This window comes from Paenibacillus sp. MABNR03 (genome assembly GCF_050455445.1).
Lineage (GTDB): Bacteria > Bacillota > Bacilli > Paenibacillales > Paenibacillaceae > Paenibacillus > Paenibacillus xylanilyticus.
Genome location: NZ_JBCIYR010000004.1, coordinates 233,452 through 251,042 on the forward strand (window position 1 = coordinate 233,452; position 17,591 = coordinate 251,042).

Here is a 17,591-nt window from a genome sequence, read left to right on the forward strand (position 1 = left end):
ACAGTCTGTATGAACAAAGGGATGAGGCCATTGTTGATCATTCAATTCATTCCATGGCTGATTGCCGTGGTGACGCTAATCGCCGTAGTAGCCATTGTGCTGGTCAGCTGGAAAAATGGAATATCACCCATGCCCACGTCCCGAATGGTCAGGCAGGTGGTCATCCAGGAGATAGGCCGCATCCCTGGTTATGGTGATATCATTGAGGCCGGCTCCGGTTGGGGCACGCTGGGAATGGACATCGTCCGTCATTGTCCGGGCAAGCGGATAACCGGGATTGAGAATTCGCTTATTCCACTTTGGTTTTCGCAAGCCATGTCCAGCATGATGATTGGATTCAGGAGAGCCAATGGCGTCCGCAATTCAATGAAAGGTCGACTGCGTTTCGTACGCGGGGATATCTATCATAGTTCCTATGAACATGCAGATGGTGTGGTTTGTTATTTGTATCCCGGAGCCATGGCCAGGCTCGTCGACAAGTTTACCCGGGAGCTTCCGCCCGGAGCACGGGTTATTAGTGTCTGTTTCGCACTGCCGGGGAAGGTGCCTCTCCGAACGATTACGTGTAGGGATACTTTGCGTACGAAGGTATACGTCTATGTATTTTAGTGAATCAAAGAAGAAGCTGATGCGTTAGCACCAGCTTCTTCTTTGTTATGTCTATTATTTTGTGGAATCCGTCGTGCTTGTACTTGTAGTTGTTCCATCTGTAGTTGTGCCTTCTGTTGATGTTCCGGATTGCGTTCTGTTTCTTCCGCCGCCGAATCCACCTTGGCCGCGGCCTCCACCCGGACCACCCATACCGGTATTGGCAGTCGTTACACCGGATTCATTCACCCAAGTGACGTTGCTTGTGGATTGGAAAGCAACTACTTTGGTGCCGCCGCTGTACGCACCGTCTGTGTATAGGCCATCTGCAGCTGTGCCGGTTGATGTTCCACCGGAGTAGATTTCATAAGAGCCGTCTTCTTTCAGATCAGGAGAGCTGATGACAACCGATTGATAATCTTTTGCCGGAGCAAAGGTCAGGATGCTGTTGCCATCGCTGTCTTGTACATGAACCAGAGTTCCTGCGTTTTGCGTTTCAGGGAATGTCATGACGATCGTATTTTGAGTTGAACTGTCCGATGTACCTTGAGCCATACCGGAGCTGCCGGCTGCGATCAGGTAACCACCACTCAATTCAAATGTGCCATCATAGTCGAGCGGGCCATTGCCATCATTGGTTGGACCATTCACAATCACGGTTCCGCCAGTCATGTAGATGGAACCATTGGAGTCAAGTCCATCACCGTCTGCATTGACGGTAAGGGATCCACCGTTAATATGAAGTTCACTGTTTCCAGCGGATTCACCTGGCATACCTCCTGGGGCGCTACCTTGTGGACGAGTATTGCCATTTGCGTCCGTACTTTGAGCTGCTTGATCCGTAGTTGATGTTGTGCCTGTCGTCTCTGTTACAGAGATGTTGGAAGCTGCAGTAGCATCAGTGGATTGAGTGCTATCTTCTTCTGTAGTGGTTGCAGCATCCGCAGATGCTGCATTGATGTCACCTGAAGCATTCACACCATCATCTGAAGATGTTACGTCCACATCCCCATCATTCAGTGTAATTGTTGCACCTTCAAGGCCTTCATAGCTCTTCGCAATGTTAATCGTCCCACCGTTAATGGTGAGCGCGAGATCGGCATGAATGCCGTCATCACCGGATTCAAGGGTGATCTTGCCATCGTTGATCGTTACATTGCTGTTGCTGTGCAGGGAATCGTCCATGGAATCAATAGTGTACGTACCACCGTTAACGGTAAGATCTGCCCCGGATTTAAGTGCTTTTGCACTTGTCGATTCTGTTTCTGTGGTAGTTGTTGTCGTCGTGTCTGCATCCGAAGCAGTAGTCGAAGCCTTATCAGCGGAATTTGCCGGTGCTGCACCTGCGGCATTCGTTCCATCCGTTGCCGGCATATCGGCAGGAGGTTCGCCATCTGGTGGAGTAGCCATATCCGTTGGAGGGGCTCCTCCACCCCAGCGACCGCCACCGCCGCCAAATGGACCTTCTTCTGCTTTCGCTGGTGCATTGACGCTGCCGCCTCCAGTTACGATGTTGAATGTGCCACCATCCGTAACGAGCGCAGTCTCGGCCTGAATGCCGTCGTTTCCGCTTTGAATATCGAATGTACCGCCAGCAATGGCGACGAAGCCTTTTTCAGCATCTGTATCATTGGTCGATTTAATACCGTCACCTTCTGCATCAACCGTAATGGTGCCTTCCTGAATCGCGAGCATATCTTTACCTTTGATACCGTCGTCGGCTGCTTTGACGTTGATGGTGCCACTTACAATTTTGAGATCATCCTTACTTGTGATCCCTTCATTGTAGTTACCTGTAACGGTGAGTTTGCCTGTGCCGTTAAAGGTCAGGTCCGCTTTGCTGAAGATGGCTGCATCAGGCTCATCCGTTGTGTCATCAGCGTATACATAGGTTTTGCCATCGGAAACGGCGTTCTCGGTTCCTTCTTGCAGGGTAATAACCGCTTTGCCTGCTTCCTGGATATAGATGGCTGCACTGTCATTATCGTGGATGGTTGCTCCATTTAAGACGAGGTGAACCGTTCCTTTGTCGGTTACATTAACTATGATCTGGCCGTCTGTCAGTTCGCCGCTAAGTACATAAGTACCTGCTTCGGAGATCGTTACCGAGCCGTTCGCCGCTTTGGCTCCGGAACCAGTAACAATCGCTGTCTTTCCGCTTAGCTTAATGGTTGTAGAGTCGGCTTCGCTCCAGCTTACATTGGTATCGTCTGCATCCATGGAAACCAAGTCTGCATATTTAACAGAGGTCTGCTCACTGACGGATACCGTTTTGGTTGTACCCGTCGTTGATGTTGCGGCATTAGCGGTGGAGTTGGTCGCTGCAGGAGCACTGCATGCGGTAACCATTGCGGTAATCATTGCTACGGACCATAATTTGCTGCCTGCAATCCATTTTTTATTCATCATGATCGTTCCTCTCTATTTGTAAAATATCTTCGAATTAATATTCCGGTGTTGGTGCCATATTTAAGGAGATGTCCAGATTACCGTTGCGTGTACGGACGGCATCAAGGAATTCCTTCTGATTGACGTGTTGGCCAAGATGAACCAGATAGACCAGTTCGTATAGGCTGCCGAGTTCGGTTGTTCTAACTTTGTTCAACTGGTAATCCACATTGAATTTTTTGAATACTTCATCAAAAGCTTCTTCATAGCTCAGGTTTTCAGGAATGGTGACTTTAAGCAATTTTTGCTGACTCTTTTTGGCTCCGAATTTGAAATAGCTCAGAACAAACATCAGTACGCACAAGATGATGGTGAACAATACCGCGTATCCGAAGGCACCGACGCCGCAGGCAAGACCGGAAGCCATGGTGAACAGGACATAGGAGATATCTTTTGGATCACCGGGCGCGCTTCGGAACCGGATGATCGAGAAGGCACCAGCCAAGCTGAAGGCACGGGCCACGTTGCTGCCGATCAGCAGAATGATGATCGCAACGATAACGGGCAGGACAACCATGGTTAACGTGAAACTCTGGGAGTATGTGTTTGCATTGGTTTTCATGTAAGTGAGACTGATAATCGCACCCATAAGGATGGCTAGGCCAATCGTAATCACGGCACTGCTGAATGTCAGCGTCGTGTCGGTTAATGCAGAACTGAAAATGGAATCAAGCATATACTACACTCTCTCTTTCTATGATCGTTTTGTTTGGTTTTATGGCTGGATCGAAGTCAGTACCCGGAACGAGAGTCCGTTCGCCTTGGTAGTTCAGGTTCGTCGTTCTAACGAGGCGTTTGAATTCGTTGCCGTATTTGGAAAAGCCGACACGGTACAAGCCGTGCTCCGACAGCAGCTGGGATAGCCAGAACGGAACGGTTTTTTCCGCCTTTACTTCCATCAGCCAGCGACCGTCTTCCACCAGAGGCTCGCCGTAATCCCCTTGCTCCAGCTTCAGATCATATCTGCGGCTGCGGATATTGGTGTCAAAGGTAATGCGGAGATCGCGGCTGTTCTTATCGAACAGGGCCTTGCGTTCATAGGCCAGATACACCTTTGGTTCCAGGTCGTATAGGCGGAGGAAATATTTGATTTCCTCGACAACCTGCTTGTTCATGTAATCCTGCAGCTCAGGTGCCTGTCCCGTGCGGACGAATTCATATGCTTCGTCCAGCATCAGGGCCGTTCTTCTTTTGTTCACCAGACCGAACACTTTCTTTTTGATCTCCAGATACACTTTGGCATTCTCTTCAGGTACACCATAAGCCCGCAGTCTCAGCTTCTCCTTGTACTTCGGTTTGGAGAGACTGGCGCGGATCAGGGAATCCTGCGGAGTGTCGAAGTACAGGTTGCTGATGGAGTAGAACTCGTGTTTCTTGTTGTAAGCATCCAATTCCATATACTTCAGCAAATCGTTGTAGAAATGTTCATACTGTTGATCGGTCAGAAGGTACTTGCTCTCATATCGGTTGAATACTTCAATCGCCATTTAAGATTCATTCCTTTCGTTAGTGGTTTATGTTGTGTTTCATTTCATCGTGTATTGCTTCCATGTCTGTATCTTAGAGGGCCAACCTTGAATGAATCTTAAATAATTTTACATTCCGTTGATCTTTTTTTACCTTCCTATAATAGTTCTCGTGGAATTAATGAATTAAGATTGATTCAAGGTTCCACAGGTAGAATGATTGATATAATAAAATAAAATTGCGACGAACAATTCAAGGCAGAGGAATGAGTTAATCATGAGAATATTAATTGCGGAAGATGAGGTTCATTTGGCAGAGGCCGTATCCCAGATATTGAAGAAAAACAATTATTCCGTGGACATGGTCCATGACGGCAGATCAGCACTGGATTATGCGCTAAGCGGTATATACGATCTTCTTCTGCTCGACATCATGATGCCGGAGATGGATGGAATCAGTGTGCTGCGGAAGCTGCGCAGTGAGGGAAACCATACACCTGTCATTCTGCTGACGGCCAAGGGAGAGCTCTCGGACAAGGTGGCCGGACTGGATACGGGTGCGGACGACTATATTGCGAAGCCTTTTGCGACAGAGGAATTGCTTGCCCGGATTCGGGCAGCTCTCAGAAGAAAGGGCGAGGTTGTGCCAGAGGATGGGCTGAAGTTTGGTGACATCGAACTCAATACGACACAGCTAAAGCTGACTGTGCAGGGCAAGGAGATCAAACTCAATCTAAAAGAAAATGAGCTGCTGGAACTGCTGATTACCCGCAAACAGGCCATCACTTCCAAAGAGCAGATTATCGAGAAGCTGTGGGGCTTCGATTCCGAGGTGGAATATAACAACGTGGAGGTGTACATCTCCTTTTTGCGCAAGAAACTGACCTTCCTCAACTCCTCCGTCTGCATTAATACGATTCGGGGTGTGGGTTATGTACTTGAGGTGACGTCCTGATGTTTAAGAAACTCCGAAATCGGTTTTTGGTCGTCAACCTGGTGTCCATTTCCATCATGATGCTGGTTGCGTTTGCGACAATCTACATTATTACGTATCAGAATGTACAGCGGGAAACCAACATGGAGCTGTTCAAGGTATCAGATTTCTATCATGGTCCATATAACTCATCCAACATGCCGCGCACAGATGAGACGAAATCCGGTGAACCTCGATCGGAAGTTCAAGGAAACGGACCTGGAGGAGATCCCAATTCACCACCGGGACGTTCCGTATCATTTATGATCAAGACCGATAATGCATGGAATATTACAGATACCCACTCCAGATTTAGTATGGAAGATACGTTTTACACAGAAGCACTGGAGAAGGTAGATAAGGCTGGTCATACGGAGCGTAAGACTGGACAATTTGCGCTGGATGGCACAAACTGGGCCTATGTAATCGACCCGAGCAGCGACGGGCATATGATTGTGTTCATTGATGTGACGGCCCAACAGGGCATTCTGACGAATCTGATCTATACATTTGCCATTGTAGGACTGGTCATGCTGATTGTGATCTACTTCCTGAGCCGATATTTTGCCAATCGTTCCATTAAGCCGGTCAAGGAAGCTTTTGAGAAACAAAAGCAGTTCATTGCCGATGCTTCTCATGAGCTGAAAACACCGCTGGCTATCATTAATACGAACACCGATGTACTGCTCGCCAATCGCGAGGATACGATTGATAGCCAGGCCAAATGGCTGCATTACATCAAGTCGGAGACAGAGCGTATGTCCCGGTTAACGAGCGATCTGTTATATCTGACCGAGATTGACGATTCACGTTCCACGATGATCCATTCCAAGTTTGATATGAGTGATGCGGTAGAAAACATTATTTTGACGATGGAAGCTGTTATTTTTGAAAAAAATATATCCCTGGACTACAGCATTGAGCCGCAGCTCATGGTCCATGGCAACAGCGAACAGATCAAGCAGGTCATTCTGATTCTGCTGGATAATGCCGTGAAATATTCCAGAGCCAAAGGCGCGGTCAATGTATCGTTGAAGAAACAAAATCATGAGGTGGTGCTTGCGGTCTCCAATACAGGGGAAGGCATTTCACCGGAGCATCTGGATCGTATCTTCGATCGCTTCTATCGCACGGATGCCTCCAGAGCCCGAAAGCATGGGGGGCACGGCCTCGGTCTGGCCATCGCCCGTTCCATTGTGGACCAGCATAAAGGTCAGATCTATGCCCGGAGTGTGGTGGGCGAAGGGGCAACGTTCTACGTTCGTTTAACCTAGATCCGAATAAGGCATGTCTGATATGGGTTAACCTATGCTACAATGGCAACAGTATGTATGAACCGAGGAGCTGAACTGAACGTGACTGAAACGAATTCCATTAATGAGCAGGAAATGATGCAATATATTGCGGAGAAGACCAAGGCAAGCGAGGCGAATATCGCTCTTGTGCTGAAGCATGAGCAGGCGTACATCAACAAGGCGCATGAAAATGCCAAAGGTAAAGACGTTGATATTGACGGTGATGACTTAGCTGACTACATTCTTGGTCGTAAAGATGTGAAGCTGGATGAGTTGACCGTGGAAAGCATTCTGGATGCTGAAATGGACTATTTAATGGAAAAGGGCCATGCAGGATACGTGGATTAAAACGACTTAATCGGTAGTTTGGATTTTGTGGATATCAAAAAGGAGCCTGGGAACCAGGCTCCTTTGTTTTATATCTTATGTTATCTTACATTTGAAGATCAGCAGGTACCCTTTAGGATTCCTTTTTCCGCGTGGTAACCGCGAATATTATTGACCCATCATACCGCCATCTACCGTGTAGAGGGAAGCTGTTACATAGGAAGCCTCTTCGGACAACAGGAAGTTCATCACGGCAGCTACTTCTTCTGGTTCGCCATAGCGGCCCATCGGAATGCTGGCTACAGTAGCATCCTGATAATTTTCCACGTTACCGGAGTTTGCTTCGATTTGGCGCATCATGCGAGTGTTAATGGTTCCTGGCAATACGGCGTTTACCCGGATATTGTATGGGGCAAGTTCATTCGCTGCTGTGCGAGTGAGACCAACCACGGCATGTTTGGACATAATATATGGAGATACAGCAGGTGCACCCATCAGACCTGCGAGGGATGACGTGTTCAGGATCGCACCGGATTTTTGTTTTTTCATGACCGGAATAACGTTTTGAAGACCCAAGAATACGCCACGAACGTTAACGTTATATACCATATCCAGTGCTTCAACGCTCAGATCTTCAATCAGACCCGTTGGACCTTCGATACCGGCGTTGTTGGCAAAGTAGTCGATTCTGCCAAAGGCATCAAGTGCTTTTTGTACATAGTTTTTCACGTCTGCTTCCTGGGATACGTTTGCTTTTACAGCAATCACGTGCTCTTTGTCGAGGTTGAGGTCTGTAATCGTCTGCTGGATCGCTTCTTCGTTCAGGTCCACCAGAACCAGATTGATTTTGCGTTCAGCAAGTCGGCGTGCCAATTCTTTACCGATGCCTCCGGCAGCCCCTGTAATAACCGCTGTATGTGTATAGGATGTACTCATGATAAAATCCGCTCCCTTATTTGTATTGGCAGGTGTTCATCAAAAAAAGATGTAACCTGTCGTCTATCGTTCCTGTCTCAATGTTAAGATATACATAGTCATGTGACAATAATCATTGACAGCGTATATGTCTGCTATCGGACACAGATGTAAGCGGTGTTTATTTAGGTTACAATAATGGACAAAGGAGGCGGAAATGTTGATTATCGAACACCCTCAGGACCGGAGAGCACGAAGAACACAGGATGCGATCATCGCTGCGACGGTTTCTTTAATACTGGAAAAGGGAGCTGATGCCGTCACAATCCGTGACATCACCGAGCGGGCGGACTACAATCGGGGCACGTTTTATTTACATTTTCCTGGAAAACCGGAGCTGCTTGAATTCATTTTGGAGGATTTCATGCAGGGAGTGGGCCAAGCGTACGCCAAACCGTACGCTGAATTAAAGGAAGTGGATATGACCGGACTGCTGCCTTCTACAATGCCGGTATTCGAATATATCGAGGCGCACCAGGACGTCTTCCGTGCCTTAATCACGATGCATAGTGATATGGGTTTAAGACTCTGCAATATGTTCCGCGCGTATTTAACCGAGGATTTTGTGCTGGTAACTGAAGATAGCGAGTACACCATTAATTACGATATTATGCTGAGTTATCTGATATCGGCTACGGTCGGTGTCATAATGCACTGGGCGGAGATTGGGTTTAAGTATTCTGCACATTATATGGGGGAACAGTTGACGGCATTGATCAACATCAAACCGACCCGTCTGCTGATTGAACCAGGGCAGAAGGGCCGGACCATTCACGAGCGTATGCTGTTGGATTAGAAAGATGTATACGGGCAGCTAACCCGTCATGGAAGCATCGGCTGCTTGCTGGAGCTGAAGCAATTGTTCGCGTACGAGAACGGCCTCGCCGACAATGATCAGCGCGGGATTGTTCACCTTTTCCGAAAGGGAGAGGGCATGAAGCTGGCCCAGCGTGCCAGTAATGATTCGCTCCTCTGAGGTGGTTCCGCGTTCAATCAGGGCTGCTGGTGTGCAGCTGCTTTTGCCGGATTGCAGCAGTTCGCGTTGAATGAGGGGCAACTGGCTGATCCCCATATAGATCACCAGGGTATCCACACTGTGGGCGAGCAGATCCCAGCGAACGGATGATACACGGCCATCACTCCCCGTGCCAGTCACACATGCAAAGGTCGAAGCCACTCCCCGGTGGGTTAATGGAATCAGGGATGAAGCAGATGTACCCACAGCTGAAGTGATACCGGGGATAACCTCGAAGGGGATCCCTGCCTGTGCCAGCACGAGTGCTTCTTCACCTCCGCGTCCGAAGATGAACGGATCACCGCCCTTGAGCCGGACAACCCGTTTGCCTTCCGCAGCGTGAGCAACCAGCAGCCGTCCAATCATCTCCTGACTCATGGAATGAAGTCCGGGGGCTTTCCCGCAATAGATCCGGAGTGCTGCTTCAGGAGCTTCCGCAAGCAAATCATCATTCACAAGTCGGTCATACAAGAGGATATCTGCCGTTTGGATGCGTTTCAGAGCTTTCACGGTAATGAGTTCCGGATCTCCAGGACCAGCGCCAATGATACTTACCAGGCCCCGGCTCATGACCGTGTCCCCAGTTTGGACGAGGACTCTGCATTCGCCATTCCTGAACGACCGCCATGGATGGTTGCCAGCTTGGAGGTCATCGGAACTGAGCTTCCCCAGCGGTGTGCAGCATATAATCCTAACCCAGTGAATATGGCACCGCCGATGAAATTGCCAAGCAGCACCGGAATCTGATTCCATAACCACCAGTCAGCGATACTGACATCAGCACCAAGCATCATTCCTGCAGGTATAACAAACATGTTCACCACAGCGTGTTCGAATCCCTGAGCGAAAAATATCATGATGGGCAGCCACATGGCCGCAATTTTACCAAGTGTGGAAGTCGATGTCATCGCCATGACTGCACCGAGCGTGACCATCCAGTTGCACAAGATGGCTTTAATGATGACAAGAACAATGCCTGCGCCGCCCAGGTGTTGATACCCGAGCGTCTTGGCCTCACTGGTCTGGATCAGGGTTTGGATGAGCGGACTGCTCATATCTGTTCCCATCTTCGTCAGCGTAAGTTCATATAACAGAGCGTAGAACAGGCATCCAAGCAGATGGCCTGCAATGACCCATGTATAATTGCGCAGCATATCCATGAAGGTGATTCTGCGTTTCATCACAGCGAGTGGAATCATGGCGAAGCTGCCTGTCACCAGCTCAAGCCCGAGCAGGACAATAATCACGAATCCTGCCGGGAATATCAGCGCACCAGCCAAACCAACGGAAGTTTGAGCTACAGCGGTATACGCTAGCGTTGTGGCAAATGCGAGAATCGCTCCAGCCAGGAAACCACGGATTAACATCTGGACCCGATTCATTCTGGCTTTATTCTCGCCTGCGTCGACCATTGATTGCAGCACTTCTGCAGGTTTAACAAAATCCATAGCGTACGCCTCCTTGATTCATGATGTGTCAGGCACTCTCCAATATGAAGACTTAACCTGCAATGGTGATATAGATTTCTCCGCTGTTGTCATCCACTTCGGTTTTATAAGTGTTTAGACAGCCGTCATCCGGTTCATATACCTTGCCACTCCGGAGATCGATCTTCCAGTCATGCAGCGGGCAGTGCACTGCCGTTCCGCATACCATGCCTTCCGAAAGCCTGCCGCCCTTGTGAGGGCAGCGATTTTCGACGGCGTGCAGACTCCCGTCACTCAGTTTGAAGACGGCAATTTCGGTATCCAATACCATAAACGTCCGAGCTCCCTTTTCATCAATATCCGCAAGGTGTCCAATTCGCAATCGGTTCATCGCTGATCCTCCTCTTCTAGTGGGCTGCCGGCTGTGTGCCAGCGAGTGGGGTGAAGTTTTTGCGCAGTTTCTCGTCTTCAATGATTTCCTTCCAAGGATCAACCGTGCGGCCAAGTGTCAGTTCAAGCCGTTCGACCAGAGCGAGCCGCTCTTCGCGGTCCTCGAGTGCCATCTTCACATGGTCCAGACCGACACGTTCAATCCAGGCTGCTGTTCTCTCATTCCAGCGTGCGTTCTCTCTATAGTATTGCAGGTATGCATAGGTCCACTCTTCCACTTCAGCATCCGTTTTGACCGTACACAGTAATTCCGCTGCGCGGACCTTGACCCCGCCGTTACCGCCAACATGCAGTTCCCATGCCCCATCAATCGCAACGACACCCAGATCCTTAATGGTGGCTTCTGCACAGTTCCGCGGACAGCCGGAGACAGCAAGCTTCACTTTGGCAGGAGCAACCATTTTGTCGAGTTTTTTCTCCAGACGAATGCCCATCTCAATGGAATCCTGTGTTCCGAATCGGCAGAAGGTGTTGCCGACACATGTTTTCACCGTTCGCAGTGCCTTGCCATAACCGAATCCGGACGGCATATCGAGTTCTTCCCAGATCTTCGGCAGATTCTCTTTTTGTACACCGAGCAAATCGAGCCGTTGTCCGCCTGTGAATTTCACCATCGGCACATCATATTTCTCGGCAACGGTGGCGATCTTGATCAACTCGGCTGGAGAAGTAACACCTCCGTAAATCCGGGGAATAACCGAGTACGTTCCGTCTTTTTGAATATTGGCGTGGTAGCGTTCGTTCGTGAACTTGGATACCCGTTCATCTTCGTATTCGGCCGGCCAGATCATGCCGAGGTAATAGTTGAGAGACGGACGGCACTTGGAGCAGCCTTCAGGTTCATTCCAGCCGAGTACATTCATGACTTCCTTGACCGTCTTCAATCCCATCTCCTTGATCTGGGCAACGATCTCGTCGCGATCATAGGAGGTACAGCCGCAGATGCCTTCCTTCACCTGTTCACCAACTGCATCACCTGCATAATGGACGAGCAAGGATTCCACAATCGGTTTACATCCTCCACAGGACGCAGAAGCTTTGGTACAGGACTTGATGGCACCGAGCGTGTTACATCCCTTGTTCAGTACCGCATCACCGATGGCAGCCTTGGTGACACCATTACAACCGCAGACAATTTCATCATCTGGCATGGCGGCCATGCGCTCAGCTGCCGATGGACCAGATCCTGAACCTCCGGCCGATACTCCAAGCAAAATTTCCTTTTCGCGTCCACCAATGTTTTCACCGCTTTTAATGAGGGAGAAGAGGGAGGCGCCATCTGTTGTATCTCCGAACAGTACAGCTCCAATCAGCTGGCCGTCCTTCATGACCATCTTTTTGTAGACTCCGTCCACGTCGTCCTGTATACGAATGCTGCGGGTATCCGCCGCATCCTTGAATTGTCCTGCAGAGAACACATCCACACCGGAAACCTTCAGCTTGGTCGAAGTCACAGACCCTTCATATCCTTCCGTCGCTGCACCCGCCAGACGTTTGGCCAGGACCATCCCCTGTTCATACAATGGGGCCACCAATCCATACGCAATGCCGCGGTGCTCCGCACATTCACCGACCGCCGAAATGCCAGGGATACTGGTATTCATGTAATCATCAACGATGATACCACGGCTCACGTTCAGCCCAGCCTGACGGGCCAGCTCAACCTGAGGGCGAATGCCGACGGCCATAACAACCAGATCGGTTTCGAGCACTGTCTGATCGGTGAAACGCAGGGACTTTACGCGATGTTTGCCTGTAATTTCTTCGGTATGTTTGTTCAAAAGAAACTTCATACCCTGCTCTTCAAGCTCCCTCTGAAGCATCAGGCCTGCAGGCAGATCCAGATTCCGGTCCATCAGATGGCCGTTAATATGAATAACCGTGACATCCATCCCCAGATTGAGCAGACCGCGCGCAGCTTCCAGGCCAAGCAATCCACCACCAATCACGGCCGCTTTTCGATACTTTTGCGAGGCAGCCATCATCGTCTCACAATCTTTGATATCACGGAAACCAATGACACCTTCCTTGTCTGCTCCAGGTAAAGGCAGAATGAATGCCTGTGATCCTGTTGCCAGAATCAGCTCATCGTAAGACGCACGGATACCTGCCTGGGAGACCACTTCCTTGCGCTCGGCATCGATCCGAATGACAGGATCGCCTGGGTATACCTTAATGCCGTTATCTTCGTACCAGCTCCATTCGTTAATTACGATATCTTCAATGCTCGTGCCGCCAGCCAGCACAGAGGAGAGCATGATGCGATTGTAGTTGGGGTGCGGCTCAGCACCAAAAACCGTAATTTCATAAGCATGCGGAGCGAGTTTTAGAATATGTTCAATTGTGCGAATACCTGCCATACCATTGCCGACCAGCACCAGTTTTTTCGTTGTACTCATTGTGATTAGCCCCCTTGGTTCCATTCTGCGAAATGCCCTTGCCTCGTTCCGGAAAAATAGAAAAAGCCTGTCATGCCTCGGAGGACTGCGTATATGCATACGCTTCCCTTGATCCGAGATTGCAAAACAGGCTTCATTGCCGTTTCAACCAGCTACGCCGTTGTAACTGTGATCGATTCAAATATGGAGTTGTTATGGCCTAACTATAAAAGATCCTTCCCTCCATGTCAATATAGTTAACATAAAAAAGTATTTGAAATTTGAAGTTAATTATGTTTACATGTGTGTAATGGAAATAAGGGCCGAACAACGAACGGATGGATCGAACCTTAGCGCACAAACTTATAATACGAAGGTTATAGAGATAAGAAGCATACTTAAGAGGCAAGTAAACAGTACGGAACTTAGGAAGAGAGCCCTCTAAACATTATAGTGATCCGGCATATGTGTTACCGAAATGCATAATCAAGTTCAAATTTGTATATTTTCACCTTAAGATATTGTTAGGTTATATGACATCTAATCATGCTGTTATGTTTAGATGCTTGAGTTAACTAATTCTGTCTATGCATTAAGGGAGGGATTGATCCATCATGCGATCTTTATTGGTCATCCGTGTAGAACCAACGATAGCTGCCTCATCCGATGCAATCCCTCTTACACCTGAGAGACTGCTTGGGGCAAACGGGTACCATGTGCAGGTGACAGCCAGCGAAACAGAAGCACTGAAACTGTCTGCTGAAGCAGAGGCATCTATCCTGCATCTGTCACTGGTCGATGTGGAATATTGGGTACGCTGCCTGGGAAAGGGGAAAACGAACACCCCATTGTTATGGTGGTGCGCACCGGATACAGCCTCTTCCTCGGTGGAATCCTGCGAGGTGGAAGCTTCATTGGACGGAATATTGACTCCATCCATGATTGGACCTGAAATTCACTGGACACTGCATTTTGCAGCCAAGCGGTACATGGAACGCAAGCAGTGGGAGCAGGAGCGAAAACAGCTGCAGTCCCGGCTTGAGGATCGGAAATGGATTGACATGGCGAAGGCTATTTTGTGTGATTTGAAGCAGATCTCCGAATCAGAAGCTTACGATCTGTTACGCAAGAGAGCGATGGATGAACGCAAACGAATGGTGGATGTAGCGACAGCAATTGTTAAGGCGCATCAGCTGCTCCAGTCTTAATCGAAAGGAGGACGCATCATGGACATGTCTGAGATTCTCAGGGAGGTTGGACGTGGAAAACGCGGTTCGCGTGATCTGAATTATGCCGAGGCACTGTCTGTTGCCGAGCATATTTTGAGACAGGAGGTATCGCCTGCTCAGACAGCTGCTTTTCTGATGGCGGAACGGATGAAGATGGAAAATGTCGAGGAGCTGGAAGCCTTCGTCCATGCATGCCGGAACAGTGCGGATCGCCTGTCCGTATTTCAGGATGGACTCGATTGCGCAGGCCCTTATGACGGACGAACCAAATCGTTTATGGCTACTTTTCCGGTTGCCTTTGTATTGGCAGCAGCCGGGGTTCCGGTGACATTGCATGGAAGTGAGCCGTTACCACCCAAATGGGGGGTAACCTTGTCTATGCTGCTGAGGGAATCAGGTATTGATACAACGAAAATGGATCGGGAGGATGCCAGGATTGCTGCGCAGAGGACAGATGTCATGTATGTGTCTTCTGAAGAATGGTGTGCTCCGCTTCGGCAGCTAAGACCTTTGCGTGAGGAACTTGGCTTCCGTACGGTTTTTAATACGGCTGAGAAGCTGATCGATTTTAACCATTCGCCTTATCTTGTTTTCGGTGTATTTCATAATACGTTTCTGGATCGGATTGCGAAGCTGCTTACCCGCTTTGAATACCGCCGGGCTTACGTGGTACAGGGGATGGAAGGTTCGGAAGACCTGTATATTGACCGACCTACACGTGTATATGCTGTGGAAAACGGGGATACGAAACTGGAATTGGTGGACCCTGCAGCTTACGAGCTGGATATACCTGTACCCGAGGTGGCATGGACGGCTGCCAAGCAGCTGGAAGTGGCAGAATCGGTGTTGAGCGGAGAGGGGCATATCGCCTTTGTGAACCAGGTCCTGCTGAACGCTGGCTTTCGTCTGTATGTGACAGGCCGCGTTGGTTCGATTGAAGAGGGTGTATACACCTGCCAGAGTCTGCTTGAGAGCGGAGCGGCGTATCGGAAGTATCAGCAATGGACTGTCTCTATGGGCGGAGAATTGCCGGATAGCAGAGCATTGTCCACATATCCGGCTACATCCAGATAATGTTTTAATTACTCCCAAGGATAGGTAACGGTAAGGAAGTCAGCGAATTTTTTGCTCTCTTCCCGCCGCTGCTTCCGCATGGCCGCCCGATCGGGAGCGGTCTCGTATAGTTTCTTTTCCTCTTCCGTCTCCGGAATGATTCGGGGAACGATGAGTTTGCGATTATTTTCATCCAAGGCCACAAAGGTCAGAAATGCCGTTGCGGCAATCTTTTTCTCCCCTGTCTTCAAGTCCTCGCGAATAACCTTTACAAAAATCTCCATGGAGCTGCGTCCCGTCCAGGTTGCGAATGATTCCAGCGTGACGGAATCCGTTGGATTAATGGGATATAGAAAATCGACTGAATCGGTTGAAGCCGTTACTGTATTTACCCGGCATAGTTTGGAAGCCGCGATGGATGCAATGTCATCAATGTAGGACATCAGCTTGCCGCCAAATAAAGTATTATGGTTGTTAACATCCGTCGGGAATACCCGTGCGGTCTTGAAACAGCGTGTTTCGCGCACATATTTCTTCTCCACCTGTTCAGACTCCGTAGGTTTGGGTGTCTCTCTCATTTTCTCTTCCTCCTGACCCCATGGCTGCTGCATCTTTGCAGATCTGTGCCAGGTCTATCGTCTATTAGTGTTATTCCTAGTATAGGTGCCCGGCAAACTCATATTCAAATAAAGGCATCATTGCCAAAAAAACCGCCAGGCGCGGACCGGCGCGCGGGCGGTTTGGTACTGCAGTATATTAAGCCTTGGCTTTGAAAATGCCGGACGGTTTGCCGATAGGCAGAAACGTATAGCCGAAGTGAGCGTTCAATACCGAAGCTCCGGTGCCGTAGAGTGACACGATTCCAATACCCATTTCTGCATACGCTGCAATGGTATGGAAGATATGAGGAGCCACGCCGAAAGCATCAAACGTCAGGCCAAGGAACAGGAAGTCAATTAGAATGAAGATGATGAGCAGTACTTTGTTGGCTTCCACCGCGCCCAGCGTCATGAATAAAGTGAACACGAGGTATCCGGCAAAGGCGAATCCGAGCTGCTTGCCATCGGCCTGCTCTGCCAGAGTGGAACCAAACACGCCCATTTTAATCAACCAATTGGCACCCATCGCAAACCAGAAGAATGCGTATGCACCAAAAGCGGTTGTCCCAAATGTATTGTTGCGTTTGGAGTCTTGGATACAGGCGAACAGCTGTGCAAATGCTCCCAGGAAAATCGCCCATGGGATCGCGTAGCTGAGTCCGTCTGTAATTCCGAGTTTCTGGGAGGAAGCGACCAGGGTCACGATAGCCAGCCCAAATAATCCCATCGCGCTGGGATCGGCGTTTATGATTTTAACTTGAGTCCGTGAATCGGTTTGCATGGTGTTGATGAGCCTCCAATGATATCAAATCAGGATGGTATACAGGATACGATCCTCTATAAACTTTCGTATCCGCCGGGTCCGGACACACACATCGCCCTATTGTACCTGAATGGCCCGGTTATGAAAAGGAATTTGTTCACCTTGAAGAGAGGGAAAGATCTGCTGTTAAGACTATGTTAGAAATCAATGGCAGCTAACTGCGGCATCGCCTAATGCACAGACCGCCACAACTGTAATTGCTGATCGCTCTTCCAGACGAATAAGAGTACCATGTGGAATGGATCAATGAAAGTGGCTCAGCAACAAGCGAAGTGATCAAAATAAAGGTTACTCAATAATCCAATAATCTGATCGATCGGGCACCTCTCTATGGCACAGAGGCTAACTTTTACTGGTTAGCTTGCATACAAGAGGGGTGTCTTTTATCGTTCATTTTCCAAAATACACAATAAAGACACAATCTTGTGAAGAGCAGGCGATCGAATGAAAACATGGATGCAAAATAGCACATGATCTGCACAAAAGGCATAGTATCACGGCTTTTTCATCTTGATGCAATCATCAACATTCATGACTTTCAAAAT

17 protein-coding genes are annotated in these 17,591 nt (G+C 49.0%); 7 read left to right on the forward strand and 10 right to left on the reverse strand.

Annotation, left to right across the window (positions count from 1 at the left end; genetic code table 11):
* The first annotated feature begins 21 nt into the window (after positions 1-21).
* On the forward strand, positions 22-609 hold the full coding sequence (locus AAIH57_RS20810) for a class I SAM-dependent methyltransferase (RefSeq protein WP_430023108.1): 588 nt from the start codon (positions 22-24) through the stop codon (positions 607-609).
* A gap of 54 nt (positions 610-663) precedes the next feature.
* Here AAIH57_RS20810 and AAIH57_RS20815 read toward each other — a convergent pair whose 3' ends face one another.
* Genes AAIH57_RS20815 through AAIH57_RS20825 form a run of 3 tightly spaced genes read right to left on the reverse strand, consistent with a single transcriptional unit; the run spans position 664 to position 4,523 of the window.
* A complete protein-coding gene (locus tag AAIH57_RS20815; protein WP_430022857.1) occupies positions 664-2,997 on the reverse strand; it encodes a carbohydrate-binding domain-containing protein in 2,334 nt (777 codons plus the stop codon).
* A gap of 34 nt (positions 2,998-3,031) precedes the next feature.
* Positions 3,032-3,712, reverse strand: coding sequence for a DUF4956 domain-containing protein (locus AAIH57_RS20820; protein WP_413036428.1), 681 nt, complete (start codon positions 3,710-3,712; stop codon positions 3,032-3,034).
* The gene (locus AAIH57_RS20825) at positions 3,705-4,523 is read right to left on the reverse strand and encodes a polyphosphate polymerase domain-containing protein (protein ID WP_175396916.1); all 819 of its coding nucleotides are present in this window, start codon (positions 4,521-4,523) and stop codon (positions 3,705-3,707) included. Before AAIH57_RS20825 ends, AAIH57_RS20820 begins: the two co-directional genes overlap by 8 nt.
* Positions 4,524-4,779: 256 nt before the next feature.
* Here AAIH57_RS20825 and AAIH57_RS20830 point away from each other — a divergent pair, with 256 nt between their 5' ends.
* From AAIH57_RS20830 to AAIH57_RS20840, 3 genes are read left to right on the forward strand one after another with little or no spacing between them, the layout of a single operon-like run.
* On the forward strand, positions 4,780-5,457 hold the full coding sequence (locus AAIH57_RS20830) for a response regulator transcription factor (RefSeq protein ID WP_430022858.1): 678 nt from the start codon (positions 4,780-4,782) through the stop codon (positions 5,455-5,457).
* A complete protein-coding gene (locus AAIH57_RS20835) occupies positions 5,457-6,749 on the forward strand; it encodes a sensor histidine kinase (RefSeq protein WP_430022859.1) in 1,293 nt (430 codons plus the stop codon). The genes AAIH57_RS20830 and AAIH57_RS20835 overlap by 1 nt, the downstream gene beginning before the upstream one ends.
* A gap of 57 nt (positions 6,750-6,806) precedes the next feature.
* Positions 6,807-7,118, forward strand: a complete 312-nt coding sequence (locus tag AAIH57_RS20840; RefSeq protein ID WP_430022860.1) for a hypothetical protein — start codon at positions 6,807-6,809, stop codon at positions 7,116-7,118.
* Between the two features lie 147 nt (positions 7,119-7,265).
* Here the strand turns inward: AAIH57_RS20840 and AAIH57_RS20845 are convergent, their stop codons facing one another.
* Positions 7,266-8,033, reverse strand: coding sequence for an SDR family NAD(P)-dependent oxidoreductase (locus AAIH57_RS20845; RefSeq protein ID WP_175396912.1), 768 nt, complete (start codon positions 8,031-8,033; stop codon positions 7,266-7,268).
* A gap of 196 nt (positions 8,034-8,229) precedes the next feature.
* Between AAIH57_RS20845 and AAIH57_RS20850 the strand changes: the two genes are divergently transcribed.
* Positions 8,230-8,868, forward strand: coding sequence for a TetR/AcrR family transcriptional regulator (locus AAIH57_RS20850; protein ID WP_175396911.1), 639 nt, complete (start codon positions 8,230-8,232; stop codon positions 8,866-8,868).
* Positions 8,869-8,886: 18 nt separating this feature from the next.
* Here the strand turns inward: AAIH57_RS20850 and cobA are convergent, their stop codons facing one another.
* Genes cobA through nirB form a run of 4 tightly spaced genes read right to left on the reverse strand, consistent with a single transcriptional unit; the run spans position 8,887 to position 13,363 of the window.
* A complete protein-coding gene (cobA, locus tag AAIH57_RS20855; protein ID WP_430022861.1) occupies positions 8,887-9,657 on the reverse strand; it encodes a uroporphyrinogen-III C-methyltransferase in 771 nt (256 codons plus the stop codon).
* Positions 9,654-10,535: a formate/nitrite transporter family protein gene (locus AAIH57_RS20860; RefSeq protein ID WP_175396909.1), complete on the reverse strand. Its 882-nt coding sequence runs from the start codon at positions 10,533-10,535 to the stop codon at positions 9,654-9,656. Before AAIH57_RS20860 ends, cobA begins: the two co-directional genes overlap by 4 nt.
* Before the next feature lie 52 nt (positions 10,536-10,587).
* Positions 10,588-10,905, reverse strand: coding sequence for a nitrite reductase small subunit NirD (gene nirD, locus AAIH57_RS20865; RefSeq protein ID WP_175396908.1), 318 nt, complete (start codon positions 10,903-10,905; stop codon positions 10,588-10,590).
* A 16-nt stretch (positions 10,906-10,921) separates the two neighbouring features.
* The gene (nirB, locus tag AAIH57_RS20870) at positions 10,922-13,363 is read right to left on the reverse strand and encodes a nitrite reductase large subunit NirB (protein ID WP_430022862.1); all 2,442 of its coding nucleotides are present in this window, start codon (positions 13,361-13,363) and stop codon (positions 10,922-10,924) included.
* A gap of 593 nt (positions 13,364-13,956) precedes the next feature.
* Here nirB and AAIH57_RS20875 point away from each other — a divergent pair.
* Both AAIH57_RS20875 and AAIH57_RS20880 read left to right on the forward strand, forming a co-directional pair.
* Complete coding sequence (locus AAIH57_RS20875) at positions 13,957-14,550, forward strand: ANTAR domain-containing response regulator (RefSeq protein ID WP_175396906.1); 594 nt, start codon at positions 13,957-13,959, stop codon at positions 14,548-14,550.
* Between the two features lie 18 nt (positions 14,551-14,568).
* A complete protein-coding gene (locus tag AAIH57_RS20880; RefSeq protein WP_430022863.1) occupies positions 14,569-15,645 on the forward strand; it encodes an anthranilate phosphoribosyltransferase in 1,077 nt (358 codons plus the stop codon).
* 8 nt (positions 15,646-15,653) lie between these two features.
* Here the strand turns inward: AAIH57_RS20880 and AAIH57_RS20885 are convergent, their stop codons facing one another.
* Both AAIH57_RS20885 and AAIH57_RS20890 read right to left on the reverse strand, forming a co-directional pair.
* Positions 15,654-16,166: an acyl-CoA thioesterase gene (locus tag AAIH57_RS20885; protein WP_175397085.1), complete on the reverse strand. Its 513-nt coding sequence runs from the start codon at positions 16,164-16,166 to the stop codon at positions 15,654-15,656.
* Between the two features lie 214 nt (positions 16,167-16,380).
* Positions 16,381-17,004: an acetate uptake transporter gene (locus tag AAIH57_RS20890; RefSeq protein ID WP_175396904.1), complete on the reverse strand. Its 624-nt coding sequence runs from the start codon at positions 17,002-17,004 to the stop codon at positions 16,381-16,383.
* Positions 17,005-17,591: the final 587 nt, after the last annotated feature.

Bases quoted from the DNA above. Each gene is read 5' to 3' on its own strand.
- cobA (WP_430022861.1), bottom strand. From the start codon at position 9,657: ATGAGCCGGGGCCTGGTAAGTATCATTGGCGCTGGTCCTGGAGATCCG.
- AAIH57_RS20830 (WP_430022858.1), top strand. From the start codon at position 4,780: ATGAGAATATTAATTGCGGAAGATGAGGTTCATTTGGCAGAGGCCGTA.
- AAIH57_RS20845 (WP_175396912.1), bottom strand. From the start codon at position 8,033: ATGAGTACATCCTATACACATACAGCGGTTATTACAGGGGCTGCCGGA.
- AAIH57_RS20815 (WP_430022857.1), bottom strand. From the start codon at position 2,997: ATGATGAATAAAAAATGGATTGCAGGCAGCAAATTATGGTCCGTAGCA.
- AAIH57_RS20875 (WP_175396906.1), top strand. From the start codon at position 13,957: ATGCGATCTTTATTGGTCATCCGTGTAGAACCAACGATAGCTGCCTCA.
- AAIH57_RS20890 (WP_175396904.1), bottom strand. From the start codon at position 17,004: ATGCAAACCGATTCACGGACTCAAGTTAAAATCATAAACGCCGATCCC.
- AAIH57_RS20880 (WP_430022863.1), top strand. From the start codon at position 14,569: ATGGACATGTCTGAGATTCTCAGGGAGGTTGGACGTGGAAAACGCGGT.
- AAIH57_RS20840 (WP_430022860.1), top strand. From the start codon at position 6,807: ATGAACCGAGGAGCTGAACTGAACGTGACTGAAACGAATTCCATTAAT.
- nirD (WP_175396908.1), bottom strand. From the start codon at position 10,905: ATGAACCGATTGCGAATTGGACACCTTGCGGATATTGATGAAAAGGGA.
- AAIH57_RS20810 (WP_430023108.1), top strand. From the start codon at position 22: ATGAGGCCATTGTTGATCATTCAATTCATTCCATGGCTGATTGCCGTG.
- AAIH57_RS20825 (WP_175396916.1), bottom strand. From the start codon at position 4,523: ATGGCGATTGAAGTATTCAACCGATATGAGAGCAAGTACCTTCTGACC.
- AAIH57_RS20860 (WP_175396909.1), bottom strand. From the start codon at position 10,535: ATGGATTTTGTTAAACCTGCAGAAGTGCTGCAATCAATGGTCGACGCA.
- AAIH57_RS20835 (WP_430022859.1), top strand. From the start codon at position 5,457: ATGTTTAAGAAACTCCGAAATCGGTTTTTGGTCGTCAACCTGGTGTCC.
- AAIH57_RS20850 (WP_175396911.1), top strand. From the start codon at position 8,230: ATGTTGATTATCGAACACCCTCAGGACCGGAGAGCACGAAGAACACAG.
- nirB (WP_430022862.1), bottom strand. From the start codon at position 13,363: ATGAGTACAACGAAAAAACTGGTGCTGGTCGGCAATGGTATGGCAGGT.
- AAIH57_RS20820 (WP_413036428.1), bottom strand. From the start codon at position 3,712: ATGCTTGATTCCATTTTCAGTTCTGCATTAACCGACACGACGCTGACA.